The organism is Bradyrhizobium sp. Kon69, assembly GCF_055807515.1.
On sequence record NZ_JBVVOS010000007.1, the window covers coordinates 200,905 to 215,279 of the forward strand.

The 14,375-nt window shown below is 66.7% G+C and carries 8 protein-coding genes; all 8 read right to left on the minus strand.

The window, feature by feature from the left end; genetic code table 11:
- Window positions 1-25: 25 nt before the first annotated feature.
- The 8 genes from addA to coaBC all read right to left on the minus strand — a co-directional run bounded on the left by addA (window position 26) and on the right by coaBC (window position 14,341).
- Window positions 26-3,535, minus strand: coding sequence for a double-strand break repair helicase AddA (gene addA / locus AC0L3U_RS12260; protein WP_473361916.1), 3,510 nt, complete (start codon window positions 3,533-3,535; stop codon window positions 26-28).
- The gene (gene addB / locus AC0L3U_RS12265) at window positions 3,529-6,675 is read right to left on the minus strand and encodes a double-strand break repair protein AddB (protein ID WP_473361917.1); all 3,147 of its coding nucleotides are present in this window, start codon (window positions 6,673-6,675) and stop codon (window positions 3,529-3,531) included. Before addB ends, addA begins: the two co-directional genes overlap by 7 nt.
- Window positions 6,676-6,905: 230 nt before the next feature.
- Entirely contained in the window at window positions 6,906-7,628 is a 723-nt protein-coding gene (locus AC0L3U_RS12270) for a nucleotidyltransferase family protein (RefSeq protein WP_473361918.1), read from the minus strand.
- 124 nt (window positions 7,629-7,752) lie between these two features.
- Window positions 7,753-8,070 carry a PilZ domain-containing protein gene (locus tag AC0L3U_RS12275; RefSeq protein WP_018455771.1) on the minus strand — a complete coding sequence of 106 codons (318 nt, stop codon included), beginning with the start codon at window positions 8,068-8,070 and terminating at the stop codon, window positions 7,753-7,755.
- A 115-nt stretch (window positions 8,071-8,185) separates the two neighbouring features.
- Window positions 8,186-9,718, minus strand: a complete 1,533-nt coding sequence (tsaE, locus tag AC0L3U_RS12280; protein WP_473361919.1) for a tRNA (adenosine(37)-N6)-threonylcarbamoyltransferase complex ATPase subunit type 1 TsaE — start codon at window positions 9,716-9,718, stop codon at window positions 8,186-8,188.
- Entirely contained in the window at window positions 9,715-12,219 is a 2,505-nt protein-coding gene (locus AC0L3U_RS12285) for a sensor histidine kinase (protein ID WP_473361920.1), read from the minus strand. The genes tsaE and AC0L3U_RS12285 overlap by 4 nt, the downstream gene beginning before the upstream one ends.
- A 188-nt stretch (window positions 12,220-12,407) precedes the next feature.
- Entirely contained in the window at window positions 12,408-12,866 is a 459-nt protein-coding gene (gene dut, locus AC0L3U_RS12290; RefSeq protein ID WP_473361921.1) for a dUTP diphosphatase, read from the minus strand.
- Window positions 12,863-14,341 carry a bifunctional phosphopantothenoylcysteine decarboxylase/phosphopantothenate--cysteine ligase CoaBC gene (gene coaBC, locus AC0L3U_RS12295; protein WP_473361922.1) on the minus strand — a complete coding sequence of 493 codons (1,479 nt, stop codon included), beginning with the start codon at window positions 14,339-14,341 and terminating at the stop codon, window positions 12,863-12,865. The genes dut and coaBC overlap by 4 nt, the downstream gene beginning before the upstream one ends.
- Window positions 14,342-14,375 lie beyond the last annotated feature (34 nt).

Below are 14,375 nucleotides of genomic sequence, written 5' to 3' on the forward strand. Positions count from 1 at the left end.
TCGCGCCCGAGATCATGGCGTCAACCTATGAATGGCTCCTTGCCGGGTCAAGGACGCTCACACCGAGATGAAGAGATGCCAGCGCCGCGTCCAGCGCGGGAGCGGAAATCTCCATATATTCAAGGGCCTCGGTCCAGAGCAGGACGGCGCGGACAGGCTTTTGGGGATAAAGCCGCGATAGCACCGCCCGATATAGCGCCAGCTGCCGGACATAGGCGGCGGGCGCGGCGGCGGCGCTCTTGGGAGCCGCCTGATTGGTCTTGAAATCGACGATCAGGATCTCATCCGGCCGAACGACCAGCCGGTCAATCTGGCCGGACACCAGTGCGGGGGTGCGGCCCGGCCGTTCCAGCCGGCCGACGATCGCGACCTCCGCCCGGCTGCCGGCGGCAAACACCGGGGCAAACCGCGGCTCGGCGATCAAGGCGAGCACCTTGTCGGCCAGCGCGGCGCGGTCAGCCTCCGCCCAGTCCGCGGCATTGCGCGCCATGAAGCCGAGCGCGGCCTCGCGCCGGCGCTCAGCGGCGATGTCGGGGAGCGATTGCAGCAGCCGATGCACCAGCGTGCCGCGTTGCAGCGCGAGCGCGCGGGACTGCACTGATTCGCCAGACAGAACCGTGCGGCCTTCCCCGGACGGCTGGCCGGAGGGGCGCACCGGATCGTCGTCGATGGTCTCGCGCGGTGGTCGTGTCAGCAGCCAGTCCGGGAGCGCGGTCGCCTGATCCAACGAGGCCGCGGGCGTGCCCAGCGCCACGACATCCTCCGGTCGGGAGAACCGCGTCACCTTGCCCAGCGGCGTCTCGATTGTCTCTTTCGTCAGGCCCGAGCCGGCGAGCCCGGTGTCGACCAGATCGTACCAGCTCAGCTTGCGGACCGTCTTCATGTTGCCGGGCATGCAGCCGCCGACGATGAGCCGGTCGGCGGCGCGCGTCATCGCGACGTAGAGCAGGCGGCGATATTCGTCCTCGGTCTCCTCGAGCATCGCCATGCGGGCGTCGGCGACGGGCTTGGGATCGTCCGCCTTGCGTCCGGCCCAGACCACCACCTCGCCGCCATTGCCGCGCGGGACGTGGATCAGCCGCAGCCGCTGCGAATCCGCAGGCGACGATGTGGTATCGACCATGAACACGACCGAGGCCTCCAGGCCCTTGGCGCCGTGCACGGTCATCACCCGCACCTCGTCGCGCGAGATCTCCATGTCGCGCTTCACCTCGGTATCGGCCGAGCGCAGCCAGGCTATGAAACCCTGCAGCGAGGCCGGCGCCTTGCGCTCGTAATTCAGCGCCAGCTCCAGGAACTCATCGAGCGCGTCATTGGCCTCATGACCGAGCCGGCGCAGCATGCGCGCGCGCCCGCCGTCGCCCCCGAGCAGCCAGGCGTAAAAGGCGAACGGCGTCTCCTCGCGGGCTCGGGTTTCACAGGCTTCGAGGCGTTGCAACGTCGCGGTGAATTTTTCGCTTGTCGCGGCATGCTCGCCAAGCGCGCGGCGCAGCGATCCCTTGCGGTCATGGGCCAACTGGAACAGATCGTCGTCGTCGAGCCCGAACAGCGGGCTCTTCAGCGCCACCGCGAGCGCGAGATCGTCCTGCGGCAGCAGCAGCGCGTCCGCAAGATTCATCAGGTCGATGATTCCGATGTGCTCGGTGAGCTTGAGCCGGTCGGCGCCGGCGACCGGCACATTGGCGTGCTTCAGCGCCTGGATCACCGCGTCGAACGCATTGCCGCGCCGCCGCACCAGGATCAGCATATCGCCATAGCGCAGCGGACGCCGCTCGCCTTCGTGCCCGGTCAGCGTGCCGCTCTCGACCAGCCGCTTGATCTCGGTCTGGATCCGGCGCGCGAGCTTGACCTCGGGGCTGGTGGCGGCGACGCCGTCGAACGGCGCGCGCCAGCCCTCGATCTCCTGCCTGTCGTCGGCTTCCGCAAGGTCCCAGAGCTCGATCACGCTGGGGCCGGCATCGCCGAGTGCATTGTGCAGAGGATGACCGGTCTCGATCGAATGGATGCTCTTGTAGATCGCGGGCTCGCGGAAGACCTGGTCCACCGAATGCAGGATCGCGGCGCCGGAGCGGAACGAATAGGTGAAGGCGACCGGATCGAATTTCAGTCCGGCCGCCGTGAATTTGCGGTGCAGCTCGCGCCGGCGAGCATCGAATTCTCGGGGCTGAGCACCCTGAAACGAGAAGATCGACTGTTTCTCGTCGCCGACGGCGAACACGGTGCGGTTCAGGCCCTCGCGCGCGCCCTCGCCGGCGGTGAATTCCGAGATGATGTGCGCGACGATGTCCCATTGCCGCGGACTGGTGTCCTGGGCTTCGTCGATCAGAACGTGATCGACGCCGCGGTCGAGCTTGTAATGCACCCAGCCCGAGGAAACGCGATCGAGCATCGCAAGCGTCTTGTCGATGAGATCGTCATAGTCAAGCAGCCCGCGCTCCTGCTTCTCGCGGCGGTAGTTTGCGGCAGCCGCGGTCGCGATATGCAGCAGGGCCGCGGTGCGGTCGCGCATGGTCACCGCACGGCGCTTCTCGACCAACCCACTGACGCGCTGCGCCTCGTTCTCGAACAGGCGGGCGACGGACGGGTTGTGATCGCAGAACTTCTTGGTCAGCACCGCCTTGCGCGGCAGCTTTTCGTCGGTCAGGAAAACGCTGAGATAGGCATCGACCTGCGCGGCGCCGGAAAATACCTTTGCCTCGCGGAGCCGGCAGGCCTGGTCGTTGTCGGACTTGCTGCCGTCCTCCAGCGCAAAGGCGATGTCGTCCCAGCGAGATCGCGGCAGGAACGGACCGTCGACAATCTCAGTCTCGACGTCCTCGATCCGATCGCTCGCGTCCACGCCCAGCGCGGCCGCCATCTGCACGGCAGCCAGCTCCGCGCTGCCGGCTTCGTCGGTCCAGGCCATGAAATGATCGCGGCTCAGGCAGGCCTCGCGCACCACTTCCTTGAAGGTGACGTCGGCCGCGCCCGCCATCGCGGTCAGCAGCGCGCGGCCGGTGATGCTGTCGGGGTCGCTCGCGGCCTCCAGCAGCACCTTCAGATTGGCGCGTTCCATCATGTCGGTCTGGTCGCGCTCGTCGATCACGGCGAAGCGCGCGGGGACATTGGCCTCGAACGGAAACTGTTGGAGCAAACGCGTGCACAGCGCGTGGATGGTCTGCACCTTCAGCCCGCCCGGCGTCTCCAGCGCACAGGCGAACAGCTTTCGCGCCTTGCGGCGCGCGTCTCGATCGGGATGCGGGATGCCGACGGCGCGGATGGCGTCATTGAGCCCGGTATCATCGAGCGTCACCCAATGGCCGAGCGTGGTGAACACGCGCTCGGCCATGTTGGCGGCGGCCGCCTTGGTGAAGGTGATGCAGAGGATCTTTTCCGGCGGCACGCCCGCGAGCAGCAGGCGGATCACGCGCTGCACCAGCACATGCGTCTTGCCCGAGCCCGCATTGGCCGACACGAAGGCCGACGCGGTCGGGTCCGATGCGCGCGCTTGCCTGGCGCGCACCTCATCCGGGATGGGGCGCGGTGCCTTCACCATTCCTCGATCCCCAATCCGCCGGCCGCGGACCATTCCTTGATCCGGGCAAGATCGTCATAGGCGCCGTAGCGGTTGGTCCACATCGGCAGGTTCAACGAGGTGTAGGGCTGGTTCTCGTCCTCGAAGGCGCGGATCAGCGCCTCGAGCTTGGCCCTGGCCTCGGCAGCCGCGGTGTCCGGCGGCTGTGGCTCATCACCTTGCCTATACCTAAGCTCGAGAATGCGTTCTTCGCCCGGCGGATTGTTGCCGCTCAGGCGAACATAGACGAGCTGGCTCACCGACGCGCCGGCGTCGATTCCGGGAAAACCGCCCTCGCGCAGGATCGCGGCTTCCAGCGTGAGCTGCGGCGACAGGCCCATGCGGACCTGCTTGCCGGTCGGCGGCTGGCCGGTCTTATAGTCAAGGATGGCGTAGCCGCCGCCCTGGCGCCGTTCGATGCGGTCGGCGCGGGCGGAGAGACGGAAGCTGCGCCCATGGTCGAGCGGGATCGAAATCTCGCCGCGAGTTTCCGCGGCGATCGCCTCGATCGCGTCGCGCCGCGCCGTCTCCCATTCGCCGAACCAGCGCGCGATGCGCTGGAAGCGCGGCCACCACAGCGCCCGCGCCTCGGGTCGCTCCATCAGCGGCGCGAAGTATTTTTCGCCGATCGCGCGCAGCACGCGGGCGGGATCATCGGGCAGATTCGTGGCGTAGCGCTCCGTGAACTCCCCGAGCGCATCATGGATCGCCGAGCCGCGGTCGGCGGCCGACAGCGGCATGTCGACGGGATCGAGCGCGTCGAGCCGCAAAATGTGTTTTGCGTAGATCGTATAGGGATCGCGCAGCCAGTCCTCGATCCCAGTCACAGACATCCTGAGCGGCCGGGTCGCGCGTGGCGGTCGCGGCTCGGGCTGCTTGATCGGCCTCACCTCGTCGGGCTGGTCCAGCGCGGCTGCGAACTGCACGTATGTCTCGCCCGCGCGAATCGCGGCCTTCCAGTGCGCATCGCCCGCGACGGCCTCCAACCGGTGCAGGAAGCGCGAGGCGACCGCCGGCGCACCGCCAGCCTTGGCGGAGTGGGTGAGGATGACCTCGTCGCCACCGAGCAGTTGCGCAAAATCGTGGGCGGAGAGGCCGATACGGCGTTCCGGCAGATCGAGGCCCAGCTGGTGCCGCATCGGCCGGCTCAGCCAGGGATCGATGCGCGGCGCCGGCGGCCAGACGCCCTCGATCAGCCCGCCGACGATGATTCGGTCGGCCTGCATCAGGCGTGATTCCAGCGGGCCGTAGATCTGAAGCCGCGCGCCCGGCCTGTCCCGCCGCCGCACCGCCCGATCGCTGAACGCGGTCTGGAACACGTCTGCGTAGTCGGGCAGCGTGACCATCAATCCGCTGGTGGTGCCGCCGCGCAGGAGATCGTCGAAGGCGCTCGCGAGCGCGAGGCCTTCGCGCTCCTCGAATGCCAAGGAAATGCCCTGCTCGTCGCGCGACAGCTCGATCATGATCTCGCGATGCCGATGCGCGAGCTCGGCGAAGTCATACGGCTTTGATGAAGCAAGACTCTCGATCGGCGCCAAGGCTTGTCGCAAGCCATCGATCAGCACCTGAATGCGATCGAGATCTTCCGCTTTGAGACGTGCGCGCGGCTCGGCCTTGTGCAGCGCGGAGACCTCGCTGCGCCACAGCTTTGCCAGCTCCTCGCGAAAGCGATTGAATTCGCGCAGCAGGCCGGCGGTGCCCGCGGGCGGGCGCGTGCCGCGCAACAAAGCGAGCTCCAGGCCTTCGATCGCCACTTTCCATGCGCCGGGCGCCCGGCCGAGCCGACACAGCGGATGCTTCAGCATCGCCAGCAGCGTCGGCGGCTCCAATCCCTTGGTCGCGGCCTCCGCTGTCAGCCGCGCAAAGACGCCGGCGGACGTTTCAATCAGGACGTCGCCGCCGGAATCATCGAATGCGAGATCCCATCGGCTCAGCGCGGCCATCACCCGCCGCGCCAGCGCGCGATCGGGCGTGACAAGCGCCGCGGATTTGTCGAGATGCCGCGCCTCGCGCATCGCAATGGCGATGGCGAGCGCTTCCATTTCAGGGTTGGGAGCTTCGACAACCGCGAGGTTCTTCATGCCGCCGGTGATCTTTAAGGCCACATCCGGCTGCTTCAGCCGGTCGTGCCAGATCTCGGTCTTGGCCGACGGCCGCATCGATTCCGACGCCAAGAGATCACGACCGCCTTCCGCCGGAGGCTTGAGGATATCGACGTCGCTGCGCTTGATGCCAAAACGATCCAGCAGCGCGTGCATGGCATATTGCGGATGGTTCGAGACCGGATTCTCCGCGAACTTGCCGAGCGAGTCGCGTACGCCGCCGATGCTGCGCCAGGCATCGTCGTCGAGGTCAGTGTCGAGGCCGGGCAGCACCACGGCGCCATGCGGCAGCGAGGCGACTGCGTGGAGAAATCTTGCCGTGGCCGGCATCGAACCGGTCGAGCCGGCCGCGATCACGGGGCCATGGGGATGCGCGGTCAGCCGCCTGGCTTCGGCATCGATCAGAAGGTCGCGGCGGGCAGCGGGCTCGATGCGTTTGATCTCGGCGAGATGACCGGGCCAGGCGATGCGCGCGATGCGCAAGAATTCAAGCGAGTGCTGCCAATAGCGATCGAGCATATCGGGCACGAGGCCGTCGAGCACGCTCCAGTCGACGCCGCGCGTGACCATGTCGTCGATCAGCCGCGCGAGATCGGACGCCAGTGCCAGCGTCGAGGCGGGGCCGCCGACGACCAGCGGAGACAGCACCGGGCCCTTGGCCCAGGCGGCGACGAGCTGCGCCAGCGTCAGCCGCCGTTCGAGCTCGCCGAGCCGCGGCGGAATGTCGAGCGGCGTTGCGCCGGAAAACTGTTCGCCCTCATCGGCGAAAGCGAGCTCATCCTCGTCGATGTCGCCGAGCGCGACGATGCGCGGCAGCACGACAGCGTCTGCCTTCATCTCATCGAGGAAGATCTCGCGGACGATTCGCATGGCGCGTCGTGTCGGCAGGTACAGCGTGGCATCCGCCAGCCGTGCCGGCTCCTTGCGCGCCTCAAAGCCGTCGACCAGCCGACCGTCGAGCAGGCTTGCGACGACGGTGCGCAGGAACGGAACTGAGACGGGAACGCTGAAAACGCGCATGAGCTGCCTGATTCGGGAATCAGGCGCCAATATAGGGAGGCGGACTCAAATGGATATGGGTGGAGGGGAGATAGTCCCCGCTGTTCGCGCCACCGGGACCGGTGTCATCATCCGCGAAGGCGGATGATCCAGTATTCCAGAGACGGGCAGATTCAGCCGAGAAGGCGCGGCGTACTGGATGCCCCGCCCCCCGTGCGCAATTGCGCACTAGGCGGGCATGACGGCACGGCTTAAGCCACGCTCTCCAGAAACGCCTCTTCCGCCGCGTGGACGGCATCAGGCGTGCCGACATGCATCCAGACGCCGTCGAGGCGGAGGCCGAACAGCCGCTCCTGCTCGTTGGCACGGTCGAACATCTTGGTCAGCGAGAACTCGCCCATGGGGGCATCGGCGAAGATCGACGGCGACAGGATCGCCGCGCCGGCATAGACGAAGGGGACGACCTCTTTTTCCTTGCGCTTGCGCAGGGCGCCGTCGGCCAGCATGCCGTAATCGCCGCGGCCGCTATAGCCGATGCTGGTCGCCGTCGGCGCCATCAGCAGCAAAATGTCCATCCGCGCGGGATCGAAGTTTTCGGCGAGCCGCGTCAGGTTCGAGCGCACGCCGTCGATCCACAGCGTGTCGGAATTGACGTGAAAGAACGGTGCGTCCCCGAGCAGCGGCAGTGCCTTGACCACGCCGCCGCCGGTGCCGAGCACCTGGTCGCGCTCGTCCGAGATGGTCACGCGCGGATGCTGGCGGGATGCGGTGTGATCGATGATCTGGTCCGGCAGGTAGTGCACGTTGACCACCGCCTCGCTCACGCCGGCCTGGGCGAGCTTGTCGAGCACGTGGTCGAGCAGCGGCTGGCCGGCCACCGGAACCATCGGTTTCGGCATCCTGTCCGTCAACGGACGCATGCGCAGGCCGAACCCCGCGGCGAGCACCATGGCTTTGGTCGGTTTGACGGACATCCTTCGCTTTCTCAGACCTACTGATCTCGCGTTCGCAGCAATCCTAACACGAGGTTCGACTGGCCGCACCGCGTCTTAACCGCCTTAACCACCTGCCGTGACGCTTGTACGACGGGTGTTGCCGTTACGCCCCGATGGATGTGGAACGCGCCTTTTTCTTCTTGTCGCCGAGCTTGAGAAAATTGACGCCGATCTGGTCGCCATTGACCCAGGCGAGCTCGCAGCGCCGGTACGCGAGCCCGGTGGACGACAGCAGCAGAAAGAATTCCTTCAGGTGCAGGCCTTCGACCGAGCCGTCGATGGTCAGCTTGGCGCCGCTGTCGGAGACGTCCTCCATGGTGCAGTCGCGCCGCCAGGTGCCGTCGATACCCATCATCTGGGCCGCGATCCCGCGCTCGAAAACAACCCGGCTATTGCCGCGCTGGTCCGTCTTCACCGCCATCTGCCCTGCTCCAGCCCCGTAATCATCCGGCTGCTTCGTTCCCAGATTACCGGCGTCTTGGCTAACAGCCGGTAAATCGACCCCCGAATCAGCCTTTTCAGCCCGTAATAGCCTTTCAGCCTTGGGCCGGCCTTTGGGGCGGCGGGACGTTGGCGAGATACCAGTCGTGCAGATGGGCGAGCGCGGGATGCGCCAGGGAGCGCTGGAGATAGGTCCAGATCCGCGGCTGGTGACGCAGATAATGCGGCTTGCCGTCGCGGCGGTTGAGGCGGGCGAAGGTGCCGAGCAGACGCGTGTTCCGCTGCGCCGACATGATGGCGTAGAGCTCGGCGAAGCCGGCCGCGTCGAAGCTCGAATCGCTGGCGCGGCGTGCCTTGATGTAGCGCGACAGCAGCGTCAGTTCGATCGCCTCGGGCACGTCGATGCGGGCGTCCTGGAGCAGCGACACCACGTCGTAGGATTGCGGGCCCAGCACGGTGTCCTGGAAGTCGATCACGCCGACCCGTTCGATGCCGGTGCGATTTCCGAGCCAGATCAGGTTCGGCGAGTGATAGTCGCGGATGATCCAGGTCTTCGGCGAGGCCTGCGCCTTCTGCAGCAGCTCGCGCCACATCGCGAAAAATTCGGCGCGCTTCTCGTCGTCCAGCGGGGCATTGCGATCGGGCAGGTACCATTCCGGCATCAAGCCGATTTCGGTCAGCAGCGCCTCGGTATCGAAGACGGGAATGGCGTAGGTCTGCCCCGCGAGCGGCAGCGTGTCCGGCAGCGTCTTGCCGTGCAGCACCGCCAGCAAATCGGCCGCGGCTTCGTAGCGTTCGGCGATCGGGCGCGGCGGATCGCCTTCGATCACACCTTCGCTGCCGAAGTCTTCGCTGATCAGGAATCCGTGGTCGAGGTCGGAATGATGGATCGCGGGCGCGGAGATTCCCTGCGCGCGCAGGCCTTCGTCGATGGCGACGAAGGGTTTGATGTTTTCGGCGAGATGCACCGCGGCGCTGTAGGATTTTCCGTTGTACATCGCAGCACCATCGGGGCGCTGCGGAGAATTCATGAGGATGACGATCTGGTCGTCGCGCAGCAGCCGCGCATAGGAGCGGGTCGAGGCGTCGCCCGCCATGCGCTTGCGCGTTGCCTCCATGTAGCCGGATGCATCGAGGAATTCGCGCAGCGCCTGCAGCCGCGCGACGGTGGCGGCGGCCTTGCCATGACCGGTGATGTCGGCGGCGCGTGCATTCGAGCCCAGTGCCGGCCGGTGCGTCAGCGCGATGTCGATGCGGTCTTGAGGCATCGCCGACGGTGCGCGCTCCGGCCATTCGATCAGGACGAGGGTTGCTTCCGGCAGCGGCGACAGCCCGATCTCTTCGAGCTCGCTCTCGTCCTCGACGCGGTAGAGGTCGGCATGCATCACCGGGAATGGCGGCAGCTCGTAGCCCTGCACCAGCGTGAAGGTCGGGCTCGGCACTTCCAGTGCATCGTCGCCGGCGAGGTAGCGGATCATAGCACGCGCCGCCGCGGTCTTGCCGGCGCCGAGATCGCCGGTGAGCGTGATGACATCGCCGGAGCCGACCAGCAGCGCGAGGTCGGCCATCAATTGCGCGGTGGCCGTCTCGTTATGGAGCGCGACGGAGAATGTGGTTGGCGCAGTCATTCGGCGGCGTCGCGATGCGCCGCCTGCTCGGTCGGGAAGTCACAGATCACGACCGTGCCCCTGCCCACGATCGAATCGACCCGGATATTGCCGCCATGCAGCTCGACGAAGGAGCGCACCAGCGACAGGCCGAGCCCGGCGCCGCGGTGACGCGAGCCCTGCGAGCGGCTTTCGAACCAGTTGAACACCTTGTCCTTCATGTCGGCAGGTATTCCAGGCCCGGAATCTGTCACGGTGAAGACCACACTGCGTTCGGTGCGGCGGGCGCTGATGCCGACGGTGGAATCCGGTGGAGAAAACCCGACGGCATTGGCGAGGAGGTTATAGAGCACCTGCACCACGCGCTTCTCGTCGCCGGTGAAGCTGCCGACATCGGGCGCGATCTCGACCTTGAGGCGGATGCGGTCGGTGGCGAGCCGGTCCTGGAGACCTTCGGCGGCGAGCTCGATGGTCTTGCTGACGTCGACCGGGCCGAGTTCCAGCTTCATGGCGCCGGCGTCGATGGTGGCGAGATCCAGGATGTTATTGGTTAGCGCCAGCAGCGCATTGGTCGATTTGGTGACGTAGTCGAGGTACTCGGCCTGTTTCGGCGTCAGCGGCCCGGTCGAGGGATCGCTGAGGAAATGCGCGAAGCCGATGATGGTGGTGAGCGGCGAGCGCAGCTCGTAGGAGACGTGGTGGACGAAATCCACCTTCATCTGGTCGGCCGCCTCCAGCGCCTCGTTGCGCTCGCGCAGCGCGCGCTCGACGTTCTCGGTGTCGGTGATGTCCTGGAACGTCAGCATCGTCGCGCCGTCGTGCAGGGGCCGGATCATGCCGTCGAGCACGCTGCCGTCCTTGCGCTCCAGTTTCAGCGGAATGTCGGCGCGGCTCTCGATCGAGGTGACGGCCTCGCGGATCTGTCGCCAGACGATCGCGTCGTCGAACAGCTGATGGCACCAGCCCTCGACCGTCTGGATGTGCGGCTCGTCGCGCATGGCGTCAACGGACAGCTTCCACATCCGGACGAAGGCCGGGTTGAACAGCTGCGCCTTGCCGTTGCTGCCGAACACCGCGACGCCCTCGGCGAGGCTGTCCAGCGTCTCGCGCTGGACCCGGATCATGCCGTCGAAGCGGCGGGCAAGCTCGAGGCTCTCGGTGACGTCGTCGAACAGATAGGTGACGCCGCCTTCGGGGTTTGGCGTGGTGACGACGGAGAGCGCGCGGCCGTCGGGCAGATACCAGGTGTCCTTGGCAGCCTCGACCGCGCGATAGGCCTCGTGCAGCTTGGCCTTCCAGGCGCGGAAGTCCGGCTGTTCCGGCAATTTGCGCGCGGCGCGGAGCTTGTCGAGCACGCTGGAATCATCGGGGTTGGCGTCGAGAAAGGTACGGTCGAGGTCCCACAGCTGGCGGTAGGAATCATTGTAGAACGCGAGCCGGCGCTGGCCGTCGAACACGGCAACGCCGGAGGAGAGCTGGTCGAGCGTGCGGCGATGCGCTTCCGCCATCCGCACCAGCGCCGAGCTCAACGCATCCGCCTCGCTGGCATCGATGGCAACGCCGACATTGCCGCCGCCGACATTGACGGCGCGCACGTCATAGATGCGCCGCTCGCCGCCAATCACGATCGGCAGCCGCGAGGTGAAATTGGCCGCTTCCTTCAGCCCCCGCTCCATCGCGCTCCGGTCGGCGCTGTCGAGCAGCTCGAGCTTGCGCTCCTGGGCGTCGGTGATGCTGGCCGCCTCGGTCGCCCGGACATAGGCGGGGTTGGCGTAAGCCAGCGCGCCGTTCTCGCCCTTGGCCCAGATCGGCCAGGGTGCGGCGGTCGCGAAGCCGCGCAGCATCTCCGTCTCGTCGGAGAGCGCTTTGTAACGCAGATTGGTCTCGGCCAGATCGCGGCGGAGCCCTGAGAGTTCGCGAATCCTGACGATGGCCTGGCCGCCGATGGCGCGGCCGATGGCCTCCAGCGTGTGGCCATGCGCGGTGGTGAGCGTCAGCTGGAACCCGTCGCCGCGGTCGCGCAGCGCATCGACGGCGTGATCCATCCGGAGCGCCGGTTCCGGCGGCAACCAGGTTCCAAACGCCAGCACGCGCTGTGGAGAGGAGTCGCGCGGCAGCACCATGGAGGTGTCACCGGAGATCTGTGCGCGATTGTCGCCGGCCGGCCAGGAGATCAGAATCTGCGGCTCGGCGAACAGCAGTGCGCCGAATCGGTCGGCCTGGAGCTGGAGTTCCCCGATCCGTGCGCGCAGCCGCGCCTCGTTCTTCGCCGTGCGCACGCGCGTGCGCATCAGGAGGATCGCGGCCACCACCGAGAAGCCGAGCAAGGCCAGCGCGGTGGCCAGCACCGCGAGCTCCTGCCGGTTGAAATCCAGCAACGATGAGAGTGTGTCGACGAGGTCGGCGGCTTCAGCCGGCGCAGCCGGCAGCAGCGCTGCGAGAGCGCTTCCCAACAAGCCGTTGCGCACGAGCGATGTGCACGACAGCAGCGTCCGACGCATCGACACGATCACGCCTGACATAGTTGCCCCAAGATCGCACGAATTTGCGCGCGGCGACCCCCGTCGCGCGCGAATCAAACGACAATACCCTCACCGTGACTCCACCGGTAAGAGTCCAGATCGTGAACGCAAAGGCGACCCCAAAAAAATGCGGGGTGCGGTGTTCCAATTCACGTAGTTCCTCGGTGATTCGGCCGGATGTGCCGCGCCTAGCGGCCGGTCGAGCCGAATCCGCCGGCGCCGCGGTCGGTTGCGGACAATGTCGCCACGGGAACCAGCGCGGCCTGCACCATTGGCGCGACCACCATCTGCGCGATGCGCTCGCCGCGCTTGACCACGAAGGCGGTCTGGCCGTGATTGATCAGGATCACCTTGATCTCGCCGCGATAGTCCGCGTCGATCGTGCCCGGCGAGTTCAGCACGGTGACGCCGTGCTTGGCAGCAAGCCCAGAACGCGGTCGCACCTGCGCCTCGTAGCCGGGCGGCAACGCGATCGCGAGGCCCGTCGGCACCAGTGCGTATTGGCCGGGCGCGAGCGTCAGGGGCTCGTTCTCGGCCACCGCCGCCATCAGGTCGAGACCGGCGGCATCATTGGTCTGATAGGCCGGCAGCGGCAGCCCCTCCGCATGGGGCAGGCGCTGCAGTTCGACCGTGACTTTCGTGCTCAAGATGCGGGCTCCGGGGCTTTGTCGTTCAAGGATTTGCCGGTCACGCTCTTTGCGATATGCGCGACCAGTTCGATAGCGACCTGTTCCTTGGTCATCGCCGGCCATGAATCAACTGCAATCTCGCCATCCGTCTCATCGTTCTTCTCACCGCTCTTGCGGCTGATGAGGTGCACGGTGTTGCGGTCCCCGCCCATGACGCCGGTTGCGGGGGAGACGTCGTTGGCGACAATCCAGTCGCAGCCCTTGCGGGCAAGCTTCGACTTGGCATTGTCGATGAGGTGCTCGGTCTCGGCGGCAAAGCCGATCACCAGCGGCGGACGCGTGTCGGTCAGCTTGGAGATCGTCGCCAGGATGTCGGGGTTCTCGACCAGCTGGAGCGGCGGCATGCCGGCCGAGGTCTTCTTCAGCTTCTGCTCGCCTTCATTGGCGACCCGCCAGTCGGCGACGGCGGCGGCAAAGATCGCGATGTCGGCGGGAAGCGCGGCCTGCACCTGCTCCAGCATCTGCCGTGCCGATTCCACATGCTTGACCGTCACGCCCTGAGGATCGCGAAGCTCGACCGGGCCGCTGACCAGGATCACCTCGGCGCCCGCGGCTTGTGCGGCGGCAGCGATCGCAAAGCCCTGCTTGCCGGAGGATCGGTTGGCGATGTAGCGCACCGGATCGATCGGCTCGTGGGTCGGACCAGCCGTGATCAGCACGCGCTTGCCGGCGAGGGGGCGCGGCACCGGCGGCCGCAGCAGGCGCTCGGCGGCGGCCGCAATTTCGATCGCCTCGGACATGCGGCCGATACCGGCTTCACCTGCTTCCGCCATCTCACCGGAATTCGGCCCGATCAGCATCACGCCGTCGCGTTGAAGCTGCGCGACATTGCGCCGTGTCGCCGCGTTGTTCCACATCAGCGGATTCATCGCCGGCGCGAGCAGGACCTTGCGGTTGGTCGCGAGCAGGATGGCGCTGGCGAGATCGTTGGCATGGCCATTGGCGATCTTGGCCATCAAATCCGCGGTCGCCGGCGCTACCACGACCAGGTCGCACTCGCGCGCGAGGCGGATATGACCGGCGTCGAACTCGCTCTGGGGGTCGAACAGGTCGGTGTAGACGCGCTCATGCGAGAGCGCGCTCACGGCCAGCGGCGTGACGAATTGCTGCGCCGCCTTGGTCAGCACGCAACGCACCTCGATCCGCCGCTCTTTGAGCCTTCGGATCAGGTCGAGCGATTTGTAGGCCGCAATCCCGCCGCCGATGATCAGGGTGACGCTGGCTTCTGGAACGGCGCCGGTGCGTTGGGGCAGCGGGGTGGCCGAGGCCGCAGGCGGCGCCGTGAATGGCGTCAGGGGCTCCTCACGGCCCTCGATCAGCTCCCCGAGGATGACCCGGACCTCTTCCTCGACCGACCTGCGGTTCTTGGCCGAGCGCAGGCGGAGGAAGGTTTTGACGTTCTCGTCGAGCTTGCGGATGGTCAGACTTGCCATGGCACTCTCCGGCGCGAAATGATAGCGATGCTAT